Below are 18,740 nucleotides of genomic sequence, written 5' to 3' on the forward strand. Positions count from 1 at the left end.
AAAAAGTCCAATCTGGCGTCAGATACTTGAAACAAGTTTCATGCGCTAATAATCAGGAAGAATTATGAATCTTGCTTTTAGCAAAACGCGCGCTGCCTTAGGCATACAGGCATCCCCTGTTTCAGTTGAAGTTCATTTATCGAATGGTTTACCTGGTTTTACCATTGTAGGACTTGCCGAAACAGCAGTAAAAGAGAGCAAGGACCGGGTACGCAGTGCAATTATTAATAGTCAGTTTGAATTTCCTTGCCGTCGCATTACCGTAAATCTTGCTCCCGCCAATCTGCCTAAATCAGGAAGCGGTTTTGATTTACCTATTGCTATTGGTATTCTTGCGGCCTCAGGGCAAATACCCGCCGAAAAATTAAGCACGCATGAATTTATTGCTGAACTGGCACTAAGTGGCAATTTGCGCGGTGTCTCTGCCATCATTCCTGTCGTATTAGCTGCCCATCGTGATGAACAACAGTTGATTATCGCTACGGCTAATGCTGAAGAAGCATCGATTGCCGGATATAAAGGCGTGTATGTTGCCCACAATCTACGCGAAGTTTGTAACTATCTTTGCCAGGATATCCCCTTACAGACTCTATCAACACGGCCGGAAGGTCATCGAAATGCCCATTCTATGGATTGGTCCGATGTAAAAGGTCAATATCACGCCAAACGTGCCATGGAAATCGCTGCTTGCGGCGGTCACAGTATTTTGCTAAGCGGGCCTCCAGGAAGTGGAAAAACCATGCTGGCCAAGCGTTTCAATACTTTATTACCTGAACTTTCTGAAACGGAAGCATTGGAGTGTGCTGCTATCAACTCTATTCAGGGACGCATGCCTGATTTTAACGCATGGCGTTCACCACCTTTTCGCTGCCCACACCATACGGCCTCACCCGTTGCTCTGGTGGGGGGAGGTAATCCTCCGAAACCCGGTGAGATATCGCTGGCCCATCACGGTGTTTTGTTTCTTGATGAATTACCTGAATTTCATAAACATGTTTTAGAAACATTACGAGAACCCTTGGAATCAGGTAATATTTGTATTTCAAGAGCAGCAGTGCAAACCGAGTTTCCGGCAAAATTTCAACTGGTAGCGGCAATGAATCCTTGTCCTTGTGGTCAATGGGGGAATCCGCAGGCCAATTGCTTATGCACTCCTGACCGCATCAATCGATATCTGGCTAAACTCTCAGCACCTTTGCTCGATCGAATCGATATGCAAATTCAGGTGCAAGCATTAACGCAAGCTGAATTAATTAAACCCAATCTGACAGAAGGCGGCGAAAGCGAGACAATTCGCCAGCAAGTTGCAAAAATGCGCCATTTGCAGATAACGCGTCAAGCCTGTGTCAATGCTCAACTAGGGGCAAAAGAATGTGAAAAAGTATGCGCGCTGGGTCAAAAAGAACAGGATTTTTTGGGCCAGGCAATGGAACGACTTAAATTATCTGCCCGGGCCTATCACCGTTTACTCAAAGTAGCCCGAACCATTGCCGACATGAACCAGGCTGAAACGGTTGAATTGACTGCCTTACAGCAAGCCTTGTCTTTTAAGCAAACACTGCAAGCACCTCAATAAACCTATAGGAAACAATACTCCTTATGAACCCGAGGCTTATTCATTTCCTTTGTTGCGATAGGTTATGTTATTTCTACAACGTATTGCCAAATGTTTCACTTAATTACTTTTAGCAAGGCGGAGGCTGGGCTGTAAAGCCATAGCTGTCATGTATCGTTCAGGCCGAGAAAGCGCGTCAGCGTTATCTCGAAGCCTTGAAAGATCGGACAACGCCTTCGAAACGGATGCTTTGCTGTTTTACAAAATCAGACCAATAATTCCAATATCGCCATACGCATAAAAACGCCATTAGTCACTTGTTGTAAAATACAAGACTGCACACCGTCAGCAACAGAGCTGTCAATTTCAACGCCTCGATTTACAGGACCAGGGTGCATGACTATTGCTCCGGGTTTTGCATAGCGAAGGGTTTTTTCGGTTAATGCATAATGACGATAATAATAATCCAAATCTAACCGCTCTTCTTCAAGTAAACGTTCCTGTTGAACTCTTAAACAGATGATGACATCCGCATCAGTTAGCCCGTCTTGTAAAGACGCAGTCAGCCGACCATAATGAACGTTCTGCGGTTGCCAGATTGGGGGAGCAATAAAAACCAATTCACCAACGTTTAAAGTAGCACAAAGAGACTGAAAAGAATTGGCGACGCGCGAATGACGAATATTACCTACAATAGCAATCTTAAGAGAAGTAGCATCTGGCTTGTTTTCTACAATAGTCATCCAATCAAGCAGGGCTTGGCTGGGATGCGCGTGTTGCCCATCGCCTGCATTAATAATGTGGACCCGTTCAGTCAATTTTTCTGCCAAAGTCCGTTGCAGACCTTCCTGACGATGTCTTATTACAAAAAAATCAATTCCCATAGCAGCAAGCGTTTTGAGTGTATCTTCAATGGCTTCTCCCTTTGTTTCCGAGGAGTACTGCAAATCAAGATTGATAGTAGACATCGACAATTTTTTTGCTGCCAATTCAAAACTGACGCGTGTGCGAGTACTATTTTCGTAAAAAAGATTAGCAACCGTATGACAGGAATAATGAGGGTATTCATTACTGCGTTTAAAATGAATAGCTCTACTCACTAATGCATTAATTTGCTGAGGAGAAAGCTGGCTGATTTCTAAAAAATGATTCATGATTTTCACTTGGGGTATTGCAGCCATTGCTCAAGGATAATACAAGCAGCAAAGCTATCGACCTGAGATTGCTTGATTTTACGGTATCCGCCAGCGGCAAACAACTGGGCACGAGCTTCAACAGTGGATAAACGCTCATCGACTAAATGGACGGGTAATGAAAAACGCTTGCGCAGTTGGCGCGCAAAACCTCGTGCCGCAGCCGTTGTATATTGTTCACTATCATCAATACAGGTGGGCAAACCCACGATTAAAGCTTGCGGATGCCATTCATTAATCATTTTTCCCAACAAATCCCAGTCAGGAGTACCTTGTTTTGCGTCCAAAGTTGATAGTGGTCTGGCACTACAGGTAATTTGTTGGCCTACAGCAACACCGATTCGTTTATAACCAAAATCAAATCCCAGATACACACCAGCAACCATACAACCTTTTCCTTAATGAATATAAAATTCAGGCATGACCAATATTATTGGTTAATTGATTCATTTTCACACCAATTGACAAACCGGCATATTCCCAGCGCTCAGAAAAAGGCACTTCATAAAGAATTTCGGACTTATAAGGACAAACCAGCCAATGATTGTCCATCACTTCCTGTTCTAATTGATTTTCATTCCAACCCGAATAACCCAGAGTAATTAAAACATCTTTGGGGCCTTTATCAGCAGCTATCGCGCGAATAATATCATTTGAAGTCGTAACCGTCACATCATCACGTAAAGCCAGGCTGGAACGCCATCCGCCAAGAGGGCGATGAATCACAAACCCACGCTCCGGCTGTACAGGCCCGCCGTAAAGCAAAGGCATTTGATTTTGCTCAACCCGGATAGGTTCAATCTCCATCTGCTCAAAAACTATTCCCAACGGGAATTGCATCGGTCTATTAATAATTAAACCGACAGTGCCATTAATATGATGCTCACAAATATAAATCACGGAGCGTTCAAAATCAGGATCGGTTAACGAGGGCATAGCAATCAGAAGGTGATTGGCCAATGAAGAATTAGGGGTCACAATGCCCTCCTTAATCCCAAGAGAATTAATCTAAGTATATACTAAATAAAATATTTCTGATGGATTCGCATCAAAAAGGGAGGATAAAGAAAGTTAATTTTTTGCATTGTTCAGCCACTCCACAGAGTGGCTTTCAACACCATTGTTATAAAGCCCGCATCAGCCTGGCGCAGCTCTATTTTTCCCGCTTCGATTCAGGGTAAATCACGGAGTTAAGGTGTTCATCCTGCCATATTTCCTGTTCGCTAAGTGATGTTTCAATAAACTCTACCGGTGCTCCTTCGATCTCCACTATAGCGACGCGAAAGCCTTCAAAGGGATAATAAGGCTCTAATAATACCGTTTTTCCCCGAATTGCTTCATCGATACTCGATACCTTAAACGCCACATGAGGCACTTTTTGAATCAGAGGATGCAAAGGACAACCTTCTTCAAATCGATGCCATTGGATCCGAAAAGGGTTATTACCTTTCGTTGTATACATTTTAAATGTCGAACTGTATTTTTCATCAGGCTGCGGAATCGAAGTAGGGATTCCGATGTGATGATATTCATAAGTTACTTTTGCATTCATTTTTCACTCCTGTTTACATTCAGGGAAATATACTACTAAAATTGACTCATCAGATATGAAATAATTTTAAACAAAATTGACTGATTAGTCAATAAATATTTTATGAAAAAATCAACTAAAGAAAACATTTTGAACGCAGCAAAAAAATTGTTCGCTGCCCACGGCTTCTCAGGAACGTCTATTGGTGCCATTACAAAACTGGCGCAAGTCAACCATAGTCTCGTATTTCATCATTTTGGAAATAAAGAGCAATTATGGCTTGCGGTAAAACAACGCATTGTGGAGGAAGCGAATCAACAAACAAGCAATCTGCCTGATAGTGATTTATCCTGGGAATTATGCTTAAAAGAATTATTTCAGCGTAATATTGCATTTTATCGCAATAACTCCGATCTTATCCGTATGCTTAATTGGCAGCGTCTGGAACATAATACGAACCAAACCATTGGCGTAACCAATTCCGGGGACATGCAAGAATGGATTGGGTTAATAAAACATTATCAACAATCGGGCGATATCTCCGCAAGTTTAAAACCGGAATGGATAGTTACTCTCATTCTTTCCATCATTAGTTCTACAGCACTTGATCCTAACTCATTTATAAAAGATGAACAGAATTATGAAGATTATATTAACTTTTGTATTAAATCATTGGAAATTGCGCTGAAGCCCTGACTATCTGCCGGGTTAAATCGGAAGTCAAGGTCTCTAAAATTTCCTCTGGATAATCGGCAGCAACCAAATCAGGTTGCCAGATACTATGTGGCCAGGCACTGTCACTTTCAAAACGAGCAACAATATGAATATGCAACTGCGATACAATATTGCCTAAAGCCCCTATATTTAATTTATCAGGTTTGAAATAGTCCTCCATGATTTGCGACATTTTCGCAATTTCCTCAATCATTGTTCGACGTTTTGCTGGCGAGAGTTGATAGAGTTCCTTAATATCTTCTTCGCGAGGCACTAAAATCACCCAGGGAAAATGTGCTTCTTTTTTAAAATAAAGTCGGGATAACGGCCAGTCACCTAAATAAATACAACTTTCGCTAATACGCTTATCTACTGTAAATACCATATTGTCTTACTTTAATTGATTGAATAAGGCAGCATGAAAACGCAAATGATCTTCGATGAAAGACGCTATAAAATAATAACTGTGATCATACCCTTCTCGCCGCTGTAAATTTAAATTGACCTTTGCCTGTTGGCAGGCTGCTTCAAATAATTCCGGTTTTAATTGTTCTTTTAAAAAAGGGTCCTTTGTTCCCTGATCAATCAAAACAGGTCCATGCGGCCAACCATTATTTTTAATTAATTCACAAGCATCATAATTTTTCCAAACCTGTTGATCAGTTCCCAGGTAGCCTGTAAAAGCCTTTCGCCCCCACGGACATTGCATGGGTGCACAGACAGGGGCAAACGCTGAAACGGATGAATATTGCCCTGGGTTTTTTATTGCCAACGTTAATGCACCATGTCCTCCCATGGAGTGACCAAAAATACCTGTGCGCCTTGCATCAAGAGGGAAATGCTGATTAAGTAAGGAGGGAAGTTCCTCGCTAATATAGCGTGCCATCTGGTAATGTTTCGCCCAGGGTTTTTGAAGGGCATCAATATAAAAACTCGCCCCTGGGCCAAAATCATAATCAATCTGCTCATCCGATATGTCAACGCCGCGCGGACTGGTATCAGGAGCAACAAGCGCCAAACCTAATTCCGCAGCCACTCGTTGCGCGCCTGCTTTGGTAATAAAATTCTGTTCATTACAGGTTAACCCCGAGAGCCAATATAATACAGGCACCTTCTTCCTTGTAGCCTGAGGGGGTAAAAACAAGGCAAAACGCATGGTACACTTTGTGGCTAAAGACTCATGGGAATAAATGCGCTGCAAGCCTTCAAAACATCGATGTTCTTCAATCAGTTCAAACGTCATTATTCTTCCCTGCTTAAAAAGTCACTACCGTTCGTATTGACTCGCCTTGATGCATTAAAGCAAAAGCCTCGTTAATCTGCTCTATAGGTAAAACATGAGTAATTAAATCATCAATTTTTATTTTACCATCCATATACCAATCAACAATTTTAGGTACATCCGTTCGTCCTCGCGCACCCCCAAAAGCAGAACCTTTCCAAACCCGTCCGGTAACTAACTGAAAAGGTCTGGTAGAAATTTCCTGACCAGCGCCTGCTACGCCAATAATAGTTGAAACCCCCCAGCCTTTATGGCAACACTCCAAAGCCTGGCGCATCAATTTTACATTGCCGACACACTCAAAACTGTAATCCGCACCGCCTTTGGTTAGTTCGATTAAATGATTCACTATGTTATCTTTAACTTCGTTTGCATTCACAAAATCAGTCATTCCCATTTTTTCAGCCAAAGGCCGACGCTGAGCATTGATATCGACACCAATGATTTGCTCCGCACCTGACATCCTGGCTCCCTGGATTACATTCAGGCCAATTCCGCCCAAACCAAATACAACGACTTTTGAGCCGGGCTGTACTTTGGCCGTGTAAATAACGGCACCAATACCGGTAGTAACGCCACAACCGATGTAACAAACCTTGTCAAAAGGGGCATCAGCACGAATTTTTGCCAGCGCAATTTCAGGCAGTACCGTGTAATTGGCAAAGGTAGACGTGCCCATATAATGAAACACACGCTCTCCATTCAAACTAAAACGACTACTGCCATCCGGCATAAGACCCTGCCCCTGGGTGGTACGAATGGCTTGACAAAGATTGGTTTTTTGCGAAAGACAATACTCACATTGCCGGCACTCTGGCGTATAAAGCGGAATAACATGATCACCTGGCTTTAAGGAACTAACACCAGAACCCACTTCAACGACAATCCCTGCTCCTTCATGGCCAAGAATCGCCGGAAAAAGTCCTTCCGGATCATCTCCGGACAAAGTAAATGCATCAGTATGACAAACGCCGGTAGCTTTGATTTCAACGAGCACTTCACCTGCTCTGGGTGCTTCCAAATCAACCGTTTCTATCGTTAGTGGTTGACCCGCTTTGTGTGCTACTGCCGCTTTAACTCGCATTAAACGCTCTCCTTGAACGAATGAACTTTTCCAACCGTAAGTTTAAGTTGCTTTTTAACGATACCAATATACCTTGGGCACGTGGACTTTGCGAGCATCCAGCAAACTTAAAGGGGATTGGAAGACAAGAGGAGGTATCGCTGAATTTGTCAGCAATTAACCTCGATATCCGCTTCTAAGAGCAAAAAGTACAAATTATCATAAACTATTTTTGTTAATATAAATTTTACCCCAAGTTAATCCTAATACGGCAGCAGTAAATGAACCAACTAACACACCCAATTTAGCCGCATTAAGCAAATTCTCATCATTAAAAGCCAACATTGCAATGAATATAGACATAGTAAATCCGATACCTGCGAGAAGACCAACCAACCCGATACCCTTCCAAGTCATATCAGGGGGCAATTTACACCATCTCATCTGTACAGACGCCCAACCCATGCCTACAATCCCAACAGGCTTTCCGAGCACCAAGGCTATAGCAACACCAATGATAATTTTTAGCTCATTATCCCCAGAGAAAACACCACTACTCATGCCGACACCAGCATTTGCTAACGCAAATAATGGCATTACTCCATAAGCAACCCATGGATGTAAAGCTCTTTGCACCCGAACCACAGGGGGTAACAATTCCCTCTGGGCTAGCCGAAGCTTCCGAAGCGACCGCGCCATTTTATGTTCGTCTTCCATTTTTATATTTTGGCCGGTAAGTTCATTAGCAATGTGTGACAATATATCTAAAGGACGCTCCGACATACCTACCGATACTGTAGGCGTCATCAGGCCAAGCACAACACCTGACAAAGTGGGATGAGCACCAGTCATCAACATTCCAATCCAGATAATGGCTCCCGGAATAATATAACCAAATGCTGAGCCTATACCAATGCGTTGAAAACCCAACACCAATAGAATACCTAAACCGGCAATCAGAAAGCCTGCATAATTAAGACCGCCTGAATAGAACAGTGCGATAATAAACACAGCAACAATGTCATCAATGATAGCCAGAGTCAGTAAGAATATTCGAATATTTCCAGGGATGGAACGACCCAACAATGCAAGCACACCAATTGCAAATGCAATATCCGTGGCTGTCGGTACCGCCCACCCATTTTGCAGTATCGGCTGAGAATTAAACCCAAGGAAAATCAATGCAGGTACAACTACACCACCCAATGCAGCTATCATTGGAAGCATCGCCTGCCTAATATTACTTAATGCTCCTTCATGAATTTCACGACGAATCTCCATTCCCACAACAAGAAAGAAAAAAGTCATTAGAGCATCGTTGATCCAAAAATGTAGAGGCCATGAAAGCTCAAATTTACCTAACCCGATTAAAAATGGTGCATGCCACAAATTTTTATAGTTCGCTGCCCAAGGAGAGTTAGCCCATATCAATGCGATAGCTGCTGCGATAAGAAGAACAATACCACTAACGGCTTCGATATGTAGAAAACGCTCAATTGAAGCAAAAGCTCGCTCTGCTAATATTTGAGCTCGGGGCAATTCGTGCCGAATGTGTTTAGTCATAAATTCTCACAATCCTTGGATAAATTAAAAAGCATATTGATAAATAAAGTTTTTCACCTGCATGTTATTAACCATTATATGGTCATCATAATGTTTACTGAAATACAAGATGTTAATGCAAGGTCGTTCTCTCGATAAAACAAATGCTCCTGATTATTTAATTTTGGATAAATTGATACCTGAAGATCATTTATTAAGAAAAGTTAATAAACACATCCATTTCTCGTTTGTAAATGATTTAACAGAGAAATATTATAGCCAGAATAACGGTAGACCATCTATTCCTCCAGAGTTGTATTTTAGAATGATGTTAATTAATCTCTTATTTGCAATTAAATCAACAAGGCGACTTGTTCAAGAAATTTATTACGATATTAGTTACCGCTGGTTTTGTGGGCTAACATGGAAAGACTCTATTCCAAACCATGCCAGTTTAAGTCGAATTAAGAAAAAATATTCGTAGAAGAATAGATCTTACTGGCAGGAGTTTAAATTATGTTAACTGTAGTACAACGAGTGAGTGAAGCATGGATTATTATTAATGAGCAGATAACAGGAAAAATCGAGCGCGGTTTATTGATTTTTTGCGGTTTTGAAATGCAGGACACTGAAGCAACTCTGCAACGGATGTTGGAAAAATGTTTAAATTATCGCATCTTTAATGATGAAAAAGGAAAAATGAATCATAGCCTGAAAGAGATGAAGGGAGGGCTTTTGCTTGTACCTCAATTTACTTTAATGGCCGATACGCAGAAAGGCTTGCGCCCAAGCTTTAGTAAAGCGGCACCACCCGCACAGGGCCGACTGTTATTTGAGCAGTTGATCCACTTGGCCTGTGAAAAATATTCACCCGTTGCCAGCGGACAATTTGGCGCTGATATGCAAATCCATTTATGTAATGAGGGGCCTGTTACTTTTCTATTGCAATTTTAAATCCCTGTTTTCAATACGAATAAAGTGGTGTAACATCAATTTTCATCCTCAAAAAATAGAACAATCATGCGCTTAATTGTCACTTTGTCGACTTTGGTAAGCTCTTTAATACTGTCAGCCTGCATGCATAAAGGCAGCAATCCTGCTGATCCTTACGAACCCATTAACCGGGAAATTTATAAATTTAACATGGCTTTTGATGCAACCATGTTAAAACCCACCGCACGGCTTTATAAAACAGTCATCCCGGCACCTGTTCGGATAGGCATCAACAATGCGTTTAATAATGTAGCCATGATCCCCACTGTGGCCAGTGATCTTCTACAGGGAGACTGGCGCTACGCCATTAAAGACAGTTGGCGTTTTTTCTTCAACTCAACATTTGGTATAGCCGGAATATTGGATGTCGCGGATCATGCGTTTAACCTGCCTCCTCATTATAATGACTTAGGTTTGACTTTTGCTAAATGGGGCGATAAAAAATCCCCCTATATTGTTATTCCATTCTTAGGCCCAAGTACGATCCGGGATGGCGTAGCGTTACCCTTTAACTACATGTTAATGCCTTACGCGTATATTACAAGCAGCGTTGCTTTATATTCGTTAATGGGTTCAAGGTATGTCGATTTACGCGCTCAATTATTTGATACCGAACCTTTAATGGATGAAGCCTTTGATAAATACACTTTTATCCGAGACGCTTATTTGCAACATCGCAACTCTCTCATTAATGGGGAACAACCCAATACAGATACCTCTGGTTATGTGGATGAGGCGGATGCTGAAGTGGGGGGTGATTATATTGATGACAAGCCCACGCCTTCTAACCAAAAACAACCTTCAATGAGTCTTACCGAAAATGCTGCACATCGCCCTGTATCAGCCAGAAATTCCACCCAACACCGGTAATATTATTCGATTGTGCGCTAATAGTGGCGCACAATTGCATTTAATTCATCCCTTAGGCTTTACTCTGGATGATAAACGGATGCGGCGTGCCGGTCTTGACTATCATGAATGGGCCAACATAATTCACTATGAACACGAAGCAGACTTTTTAGACCAAAATGAGCACCGGCGGATTTTTGCCTGTTCCACGAAAGGGCAAACAAATTATCATGAGATAAGCTACCAAGAGGAGGATATGCTTTTGTTCGGGCCAGAAACTCGTGGCTTACCTTCCGAATTAAGAGACCGCTATACGACTATCCGTATACCGATGTGTCCTGATAACCGTAGCCTTAACTTATCCAATTCCGTGGCTATTATTCTTTTTGAAGCCTGGCGGCAGCTTCATTTTAGAGGATGTATTTAGAGCATTGTCAAATGTCATTGCGTACGCAACTCTCTCATTTTACTTTGCAAGATTTTTTGTTGCTACTTCATTGGAAAGTAACTCGGATAATTGCCCTAATAGGGGAGATATGTCAGGCGACGTATATGGCGTTATATCTATCGTAGAAAATTTAAGTTGCAGAGGTTTAATAATAGAATTTTTTTGTTCGAGAGTTAAGTCATCACGCTCTTTTATCAATTTAACTAATTGTTTTATAATTGAGACTGGACACTTATCAATAAATCCCGATTCAATAAATTGGTTAACCACTAAAGGCGTTTGAAATTTAAAGAAATTTTCAGTAATTCTATGACTTTCTCCTATTATATCATAATCTTCTAAAAATAATTTTTTGAAAAAATTGTCCATAGACAACAATAATTTTGTTGATACATGTTCCTCTTTACAAAAAGGCAATATATTTGCTAATTTTTTATTAAATTTATTGATACCAGAAGAAGCATCAGATGATAGTTGAGCAATTAAACAAGGATATAGCGCAGAGAATATTTTATAATTACAATTCATTAATATCAGAAAAATTATTTTTTCCTTAGGTACTATCCCTAGCTCATTTTCTTCCTCGGTTGGAAGTCTTTCAATTTCTTTATCTAATAAGATATAAAATTTATCTTCTTTAACAAGATAGTTAATCAGGCTAATCAATAAATTGGAATTTGCATTATCCAATGCTAATTTAAACATTTTTTCAAAAAAATTATCATCTAATGCTTTGTCAAATAAGTTCAAAAACCAATCAAAATCAAATCCACTACAACTTGCAAGATACTGCGTGTCTTTTTCTGTTAATTTATCGGGGTTTTCGGTAACTATTTTCTTGGCATGTTCCAGGTTATTTTGCAAAATCGCCTTACTAAACTCCGATTCTTTTGACAATATATATCCATTTTCTTTCCTAAAAGCGACTAAAGAGCTGCCAGCCTGTGTGCAAACTTTAGAAAAAGCTAACATACCATTTTTAATTCTTGCTTTTAATTCATCTTTAGTGAAAGCATCCAAAGCACCATTTTCCAGAAAAGCAAGTTTTGAAAAACCATTTTTTTTTAAGAGTATATTTAATAAATGAAACGCACAGAGACGCCCATTGCCATCAGGCCAAACATGAAGATTTAATAAGCCTTTTATTAAAGTAATAATAGCATCCAGTTTCTCTTCATCATTTATTTTATTACTATCATTATAATTTTTCAGTAGTCTTTCTGCTTTCTCGCGAATTTGAAACGGATTAGCATTTAATAACTTGTAACCTACACTCATGCGCAGTAAGGGCAAACATTCCATCATCTTGTTTGCTAGATCTTCATCAAAATCTGCAACAGCTTCTTTTTTAAAAATAAGCTCGAAAGTCTTCCTTCCTTGAGCAATAGTTTTAGTTCTGTCTATATTAGAATAAATGTTACAGAATTTTTTAATATTATCCCGCTCTAATTCAAATAATTGTTTTTGTAATTTGTAATATTCGCTCGCCTCTTTAGCATCAATCACCAAACATTTTTGATCCTTATTATTAGCAAAATTATCACTACCAGAAGTTAAAAGAAATATGACATTACCTTTTGTTTCATTATCCAACTCATCAATTAACTCATTATTTAAAGAGTCTATTCCATCAGGCGAAGCTTTGTCTTGTGCTCCGTAAATCATTTGATTTATCGAGTCAGGAAATCCAAGTCGACTTTTTTGTTGCCTTACAGCGTTCCTGATTAGAGTACCTCTCTCTTCGTATTTTAAATTCAATATGGCTAATGAATGAAGGTGATATAGCCATGTAAAATTGAGTTCATCTGGAATAGTATCTAAGCCCCATAAGAAAGCATCTATTTGAACAGGAAAATAATTCTCTTGGAAAAAATCCCGAATAGTTTGAATTTCTTTTCCATCACGCCCTATTTTACCTTTTCCAACCTCTGCAAGTAACTCATTTTCTGCAAAAAGCCTATCAAAATGATTAAAATCAAAATTATCGAAAGGGTCTTTACTTGCTTTAAAAAAGCTATTCGAGTTATCCTCTTCTTTCCCTTTAGAAAAGCCCATCATCTTTCCACCTATATCATTTATTACTTATAATATAGTTTATTATTTTTACTTACAAAAAATGAGGATAAAAAGCTGATAAATATCAGATACATTCAATAGCTGAATTAATTATTTTTTATCGTTAACAGTGTGAAACACCGCCTCTAGGCTACGCAAATAATCACCTGCAATATCCAAATTGGTTTCCGCTGTTATTTCCCGAATGCAGGTAGGACTGGTTACATTAATTTCCGTGAGAAAAGAACCAATCACATCAATCCCGACAAAATACAGCCCTTTTGCTCGGAGAGCAGGAGCAATCTGCTGACAAAGCCAGCGATCCCTGTCCGTGATGGGCACCACCTTACCCTGCGCTCCGGCCGCAAGATTTCCCCGTAACTCCCCTTTTGCCGGAATGCGCGCCAGCGCGTAAGGCACAGGTTCACCATTAATTAATAAAATACGCTTGTCCCCCGCTGTGGTAATCTCGGGGATATATTGTTGCGCCATGATACTAACCATCTGTCCCTGGGTTAATACTTCTAAAATTACCGATAAATTATGACCCTTTTCATCGACCTGAAACACGGAACTTCCACCCATTCCTTCAAGCGGTTTAAAAATAACATGCTTATGCTCCTGCCAAAAAGCGCGTAATTTTTTTATATCGCGGCTTACCAGGGTGGCTGGACAACATTGGGGAAAGTTCAAGGTAAAGAACTTTTCATTTGCATCACGCAGGCTTTGTGGTTTATTGGCTACCAATACCCCTTCACGTTCAGCAAGCTCCAAAGCATACGTGGTGTAAATATATTCTATGTCGAAAGGAGGATCTTTACGCATTAAAATGATATCAAAAGCGCTTAATGGCTTCTCACCGAGCACTTTTGTCGTTGCCCAATGATCAGTGGTTTCATCACCTACCTTAATATCAGTAACCTGAGCATAAGCATGGCCTTGCCGGCAATACAAATCCTGCTGGGTAAAATAAACTGAAGACCATCCCATAGTCTGGGCTGCTTTTATCATTGCTACGGTTGAATCTTTATAAGCTTTTATTTTATGCAAAGGGTCCATCAAAACGGCCAGTTTCATCATTCGCCTCCAATGGCAGCAATTTCTTTGGCTGCAGCAAGTGCTGCCAAACGGGCTATTACACCATAGACATAAAAACGATTCGGGCACTCCATGATTGCTAAATCATTGCGAGGCATATTACAGGCTTCCGCAAAAGCAAGTGGTTCAAAATGCATACCCGGCGCATTAAGATTTTCATCCGCACCGCGCCCTTGATGAACGCGATAAAAACCGCCGACTACAAATTGCCCTATCATATACACCACCGGTTCTGCCACAGAACCGTCTTGCATTGTCTCAAACGTGTACACACCTTCCTGAAGCATAACTCGCTCTACTTTACGCCCCCCCTTACTAGCCGCCATACGTGTACGCTGTTTACGGTTGAGTTGGCGCAATTCTTCTCCCTCATGTACCATCATGACACTCATGCCATACGTTCCATTATCTGCTTTAATCACCACAAAAGGTCTGTCATGAATACCATAGGTAGCGTATTTATCTTTGATTATGGCTAACAATTCGTCAACCTGCACGGCTAAATTATCCAAACCTTCCTGCGCCATAAAGTCAATACCCTCCACGGCAGAGAAACAAGGGTTAATCAGCCACGGGTCCATCTGAATCAAATTGGAAAATTCACCAGCGACTTCATCAAAAAAATGAAAATGACTCGATTTAAGTCTGGAATTCCACCCCAGTTTGGCAGTCGGCTGGATAGGTTGTTCTATTCCTTGTAAAATCGCCGGCACACCGGACGATAAATCATTGTTCAATACTAAAAGACAGGGATCAAAATCCTCTAATCCAATCCTGTTGTCGCGCCGTTGTATAGGTTCGAGAAGCAACGTCACCTTTTCATCAGTTATGAATTCGGTGGGTTCCGTCACTTCGGGTAATAAACTTCCTATGCGTACGACAAAACCGGCTTTCATAAAAATATCACGCAGCACCGTTAAACTGCGCAAATAAAACGGGTTGCGTGTATGACTTTCAGGTAAAAGCAAAATTCGCTTACAATCTGGAACAACATCAACCATAACAGATTGCACAGCCTGCACACACAGAGGTAAAAAATCCGGATTAAGGTTATTAAATCCGGCCGGAAATAAATTAGTATCGACCGGAGCCAACTTAAAACCAGCGTGACGCAAATCAACGGAGGAGGTAAGCGGGGGCGGTGTTTCCTGCCATTTTTGTCTGAACCAGGATTCAATCGTAGTGACCTGACTTAAAATAACTTTTTCAACATGGTGTAAAGGTCCACTATGGGCAGTAGTTAGATGGGGAACGGGAACATCTTTGGGGTGCATACTCACTCCTGCAATAAATTTATCACGATGGTAACTCAGGTTTGGCAGGGAATGAAAGCCTGGTTTATAGCAAATAACGCCGAGGAAGGCTGCGTATTGGTCTGATTTTCTGTTATGATGACAACCCTATTCATGTCAGGATCCCTGCAATGCTCGCTGATGTTGTTCAGTTATATCAAAATCAAATTCTCACCTTTCAGTATCTTTTGATAGTGATTAACGCCATTTTACATGTTCTTTTTGCTGGCGCTGTCGCACGGGATGCCGGTAATCTTTATCAATCCGGTCAACGAACCGCTTTAGTATCCGCCGCAGCCTGGGCTTTTGCTACCTTAATCGGCGGTGTAATTACAGCAGCCATCTATTGGTTCATTCATCATTCAACCCTGACAAGACCTCTTAATCAGAGAAATTCGTTATGAGCCATTCGAAAATAACTATTATTAATGTCCATGAGTTAAAAACACGTCTTGATACCCATCCACAACTCTGTTTAATTGACGTCAGAGAATTACATGAGTGGCAAATGCTGCACATTCCTGGCGCTTTGCATATCCCTAAAGATGAGCTGGTTCACCGTATCACAGCCCAGGTTCCTGAGCTTGATAAAGCCATTTATTTGTATTGTAAAGCAGGAGTCCGTTCGCTTTATGCAGCCAATTGCCTGATAGAAATGGGTTATAACACAATCTATTCGCTCGATGGGGGAATTACCGAATGGGCTAATAGTGGTTATTACATCGTATAAAAAATTTAGTAATATAATCTTACGGTTATGTTGCTCTTAATTCCACCATGAAGATCAATTATTGACATCTTTTAATCATTTCCTTTAAACTTGCGCTGATTTTCACAGTAAAAGGAATATAAAATGTATAGCGATGAAAGTTCTTCTTCTAAAGATAAAGGAAAAAAAGCGGTGCCAAATCAGGCAAGCAGCTCTAATCCGCCCTCGATTGAGCTGGATAATTTTAATGAATCCACTCAACCTCAGGCTGACATTCCCTTACCGCTACTAATTACTCCAAATGACGTGACTCAAACAGTCAATTTTGGTGATGTGGCCAGCTCTTCTTCCTCAAGTAGCTCTTCTCAATCTCCAAATAGGGCCAATTCTAACGATGCGCCCGACTCCTTCCCTCTGTCAGAGTACAATTTCCCTATTGATTTTACCGAGGAACTCAGACCCTATAGCGAAGAGCTCCAACGATTAAAGGAATTAAAAAAACTTCCTACAGCTTCCGAGAGAACCTTAGCTGAACAGCTAGTCTTGTGGGCCATCCGGTCAAAGACAAATCAATTTAATCAGGTTATCCATTTTCTTCTCGCAGACCCCGTACGCTCTGATTATAAGCTGCACCACCAAAGGCAACAGCTCGAAAACAAAATAGCCCAAGGGGAAATTCAGCTTGATTTCAAGTTGATTAACTATCTTAAAAGTCAGGCCATCGCAACGGTGAAGATTGAATTACTTAACTTTTATGAACGCATAACACAACATCTTGAAAGTGATCAGTGTAATGATATCGCTGTATACCGCACCCTGTTTTTCACATTTACTCAAGAAAAGCGTGAAGGCTTGGAAGACATTTTCAAGCAACACCTTAAGCTACAAATGAAAGAATATTTTCTTCCTCATGAATTACAAGAAACTATTTATAGAGAATTTATGACGAAAAGCCAGGCATTATTGCCCGAGTCTTACGAAACGGCCGATGAGAAAATACGTCAGATTTTTTGTCTGGATGCCCCTCCTCAGTCTCTTCATTTTGCAGAGTCCTTGCGAACCCTGGTTCCCCGATTAGAATCAGAATATAATCGCACCATGGATGCACTTCAAGACTTTATCGACTACCGGGTTTACCTGGTTACCAGCGATAATCTGGAGTGGACAAACTATAAAAGGGAAGAAGAGGAATGGTTAAAACAGTCAGTAACCAGCATCATGCAGAATGGGAAGCAAGGTATTCCCGCACGGTTTAGAAATGCAATAGACAACATCGAGCGTTTTAAGGGGCTGGTATCGGTTGATCTCGTAGAAGAGCATACGGGCAGCAATTTGGTTTTACTGGCTCTTCAATACGGTAACACCGCGCTTTATAACTCTCTGGACAACAATTTTAAGGCAAAAAAATACAACCCCAACAAAAAAGAGCTCACCGCGGCGTTTTATTATACATGTCAGCAAAAACAGGAGATTGCCAATTACGATCGTGAAGGTCAGGCACTTCGTGAACTGGAACAAGACATTTTTCATTATATTGAAAAATGGTATGCTGAAGATAGTGAAGAGCAACGGTTGAAAAATTCAAAAAATTTTTTTGATATGATTCGTTATAAGATTAATAATTTCTTTACTCAAGTAAACCGTCATAAATTGCGAGGACCTGAAGCGCAAAAATACATGGATCTTATTGCGCGTTATTCGACAGAAAAAATTCCTTCTAATTTTTTTAGCGAGTTAAGTGCGCTGATCGAGGAACATCAAGCAGGTTTTTTTGAAAATGGCAGTCGTTTGAAAAAAATAGGGAAAAAGTATCAACAACAGATTGCAACCCGGGAAGAATTGGTTCTGTTACGAAACTCTCCTGAGGCGACAGTTAAAGAATTATTGGATACCCGTGAGAGACTTAAAAAAGCAAATGAAGAAAACGCGGAATTGCTTAAAAACCAACAGGTTCTCATCAAACAACATTCTCAGGAAATCAGTGAAGCCCGGCAAAGAGAGGCAGTGCTGAAGGCCCAAGTAGAGGCTCAGAAAACCGAGATAGTTGAGATGAAAGAGAGGGAAAAGACTCAGGATGCCCGGATAGTTCAGATGGAAGAGAGAGAGAAGGCTCAGCAAACCGAGATAATTGAGATGAAAGAGAGAGAGAAGGTTCAGCAAACCGAGCTGGCTACTCAGAAAACCGAGCTGGATAGTCAGAAAAACAAGATAGATTTTCTGATAAAGATGATGGAAGAAATGAGGGAACAGGTGAAGGGAAAGGAAAAGGACGCTACCCCTTCCACGGGTCCCGGATTCTTTAGTTAACCCACGGATGGTGTGATAGAAAGCAAGTGTGTTTGTCTACCGAGGTGAAACCAATGATTGAAATGGAAAAGCTAACGCAAGAACACCGTTATCTGGCTCTGTTAACGAC

At 40.8% G+C, this 18,740-nt stretch carries 19 protein-coding genes and 1 pseudogene; 9 read left to right on the top strand and 11 right to left on the bottom strand.

Annotated elements, in window-relative coordinates; translation table 11 throughout:
- Window positions 1–64: 64 nt before the first annotated feature.
- Window positions 65–1,576 carry a YifB family Mg chelatase-like AAA ATPase gene (locus tag T345_RS0103460; RefSeq protein WP_028388124.1) on the top strand — a complete coding sequence of 504 codons (1,512 nt, stop codon included), beginning with the start codon at window positions 65–67 and terminating at the stop codon, window positions 1,574–1,576.
- A gap of 245 nt (window positions 1,577–1,821) precedes the next feature.
- On the opposite strand, the gene T345_RS0103465 is transcribed toward T345_RS0103460, so the two are convergent.
- The 4 genes from T345_RS0103465 to T345_RS0103480 all read right to left on the bottom strand — a co-directional run bounded on the left by T345_RS0103465 (window position 1,822) and on the right by T345_RS0103480 (window position 4,300).
- Window positions 1,822–2,709 (bottom strand): aspartate carbamoyltransferase catalytic subunit, encoded by an 888-nt coding sequence (locus T345_RS0103465; RefSeq protein ID WP_028388125.1) that lies wholly within the window; start codon window positions 2,707–2,709, stop codon window positions 1,822–1,824.
- A gap of 5 nt (window positions 2,710–2,714) precedes the next feature.
- Complete coding sequence (gene ruvX / locus T345_RS0103470; protein WP_028388126.1) at window positions 2,715–3,134, bottom strand: Holliday junction resolvase RuvX; 420 nt, start codon at window positions 3,132–3,134, stop codon at window positions 2,715–2,717.
- A gap of 28 nt (window positions 3,135–3,162) precedes the next feature.
- Window positions 3,163–3,726 (bottom strand): YqgE/AlgH family protein, encoded by a 564-nt coding sequence (locus T345_RS0103475; protein WP_028388127.1) that lies wholly within the window; start codon window positions 3,724–3,726, stop codon window positions 3,163–3,165.
- A 175-nt stretch (window positions 3,727–3,901) separates the two neighbouring features.
- Entirely contained in the window at window positions 3,902–4,300 is a 399-nt protein-coding gene (locus T345_RS0103480; protein WP_028388128.1) for a glyoxalase/bleomycin resistance/dioxygenase family protein, read from the bottom strand.
- 102 nt (window positions 4,301–4,402) lie between these two features.
- Between T345_RS0103480 and T345_RS14500 the strand changes: the two genes are divergently transcribed.
- On the top strand, window positions 4,403–4,975 hold the full coding sequence (locus T345_RS14500; protein ID WP_051555115.1) for a TetR/AcrR family transcriptional regulator: 573 nt from the start codon (window positions 4,403–4,405) through the stop codon (window positions 4,973–4,975).
- Here the strand turns inward: T345_RS14500 and T345_RS0103490 are convergent.
- The 4 genes from T345_RS0103490 to nhaA form a co-directional block, all read right to left on the bottom strand.
- Complete coding sequence (locus tag T345_RS0103490) at window positions 4,944–5,378, bottom strand: HIT domain-containing protein (protein WP_028388129.1); 435 nt, start codon at window positions 5,376–5,378, stop codon at window positions 4,944–4,946. The genes T345_RS14500 and T345_RS0103490 overlap by 32 nt on opposite strands.
- A 6-nt stretch (window positions 5,379–5,384) precedes the next feature.
- Window positions 5,385–6,236: an S-formylglutathione hydrolase gene (gene fghA, locus T345_RS0103495; RefSeq protein WP_028388130.1), complete on the bottom strand. Its 852-nt coding sequence runs from the start codon at window positions 6,234–6,236 to the stop codon at window positions 5,385–5,387.
- Between the two features lie 13 nt (window positions 6,237–6,249).
- Window positions 6,250–7,359: an S-(hydroxymethyl)glutathione dehydrogenase/class III alcohol dehydrogenase gene (locus tag T345_RS0103500; protein ID WP_028388131.1), complete on the bottom strand. Its 1,110-nt coding sequence runs from the start codon at window positions 7,357–7,359 to the stop codon at window positions 6,250–6,252.
- A 198-nt stretch (window positions 7,360–7,557) separates the two neighbouring features.
- On the bottom strand, window positions 7,558–8,901 hold the full coding sequence (nhaA, locus tag T345_RS0103505; protein ID WP_028388132.1) for a Na+/H+ antiporter NhaA: 1,344 nt from the start codon (window positions 8,899–8,901) through the stop codon (window positions 7,558–7,560).
- Between the two features lie 115 nt (window positions 8,902–9,016).
- Here nhaA and T345_RS0103510 point away from each other — a divergent pair.
- From T345_RS0103510 to trmL, 4 genes and pseudogenes are all read left to right on the top strand, one after another.
- A pseudogene (locus tag T345_RS0103510) lies at window positions 9,017–9,361 on the top strand (IS1182 family transposase); the annotation flags it as partial.
- A gap of 35 nt (window positions 9,362–9,396) precedes the next feature.
- Window positions 9,397–9,834 (top strand): D-aminoacyl-tRNA deacylase, encoded by a 438-nt coding sequence (dtd, locus tag T345_RS0103515; RefSeq protein WP_028388134.1) that lies wholly within the window; start codon window positions 9,397–9,399, stop codon window positions 9,832–9,834.
- A gap of 66 nt (window positions 9,835–9,900) precedes the next feature.
- Window positions 9,901–10,743 carry an MlaA family lipoprotein gene (locus tag T345_RS13445; protein WP_084273724.1) on the top strand — a complete coding sequence of 281 codons (843 nt, stop codon included), beginning with the start codon at window positions 9,901–9,903 and terminating at the stop codon, window positions 10,741–10,743.
- Window positions 10,694–11,149: a tRNA (uridine(34)/cytosine(34)/5-carboxymethylaminomethyluridine(34)-2'-O)-methyltransferase TrmL gene (gene trmL, locus T345_RS0103525; RefSeq protein ID WP_028388135.1), complete on the top strand. Its 456-nt coding sequence runs from the start codon at window positions 10,694–10,696 to the stop codon at window positions 11,147–11,149. Before T345_RS13445 ends, trmL begins: the two co-directional genes overlap by 50 nt.
- Window positions 11,150–11,188: 39 nt before the next feature.
- On the opposite strand, the gene T345_RS0103530 is transcribed toward trmL, so the two are convergent.
- The 3 genes from T345_RS0103530 to gshA form a co-directional block, all read right to left on the bottom strand.
- The gene (locus tag T345_RS0103530; protein ID WP_028388136.1) at window positions 11,189–13,228 is read right to left on the bottom strand and encodes a Fic family protein; all 2,040 of its coding nucleotides are present in this window, start codon (window positions 13,226–13,228) and stop codon (window positions 11,189–11,191) included.
- 108 nt (window positions 13,229–13,336) lie between these two features.
- Window positions 13,337–14,302 carry a glutathione synthase gene (gene gshB / locus T345_RS0103535; protein ID WP_028388137.1) on the bottom strand — a complete coding sequence of 322 codons (966 nt, stop codon included), beginning with the start codon at window positions 14,300–14,302 and terminating at the stop codon, window positions 13,337–13,339.
- On the bottom strand, window positions 14,302–15,597 hold the full coding sequence (gene gshA, locus T345_RS0103540; protein ID WP_028388138.1) for a glutamate--cysteine ligase: 1,296 nt from the start codon (window positions 15,595–15,597) through the stop codon (window positions 14,302–14,304). The genes gshB and gshA overlap by 1 nt, the downstream gene beginning before the upstream one ends.
- 149 nt (window positions 15,598–15,746) lie before the next feature.
- Here gshA and T345_RS0103545 point away from each other — a divergent pair, with 149 nt between their 5' ends.
- From T345_RS0103545 to T345_RS0103555, 3 genes are all read left to right on the top strand, one after another.
- Window positions 15,747–16,019, top strand: a complete 273-nt coding sequence (locus T345_RS0103545) for a hypothetical protein (RefSeq protein WP_028388139.1) — start codon at window positions 15,747–15,749, stop codon at window positions 16,017–16,019.
- Window positions 16,016–16,345 (top strand): rhodanese-like domain-containing protein, encoded by a 330-nt coding sequence (locus tag T345_RS0103550; protein ID WP_028388140.1) that lies wholly within the window; start codon window positions 16,016–16,018, stop codon window positions 16,343–16,345. Before T345_RS0103545 ends, T345_RS0103550 begins: the two co-directional genes overlap by 4 nt.
- Before the next feature lie 123 nt (window positions 16,346–16,468).
- The gene (locus T345_RS0103555) at window positions 16,469–18,631 is read left to right on the top strand and encodes a hypothetical protein (RefSeq protein WP_028388141.1); all 2,163 of its coding nucleotides are present in this window, start codon (window positions 16,469–16,471) and stop codon (window positions 18,629–18,631) included.
- The last annotated feature ends 109 nt before the right edge of the window (window positions 18,632–18,740 follow it).

This window comes from Legionella fairfieldensis ATCC 49588, from assembly GCF_000621525.1.
GTDB classification, from domain to species: Bacteria; Pseudomonadota; Gammaproteobacteria; order Legionellales; family Legionellaceae; genus Tatlockia; species Tatlockia fairfieldensis.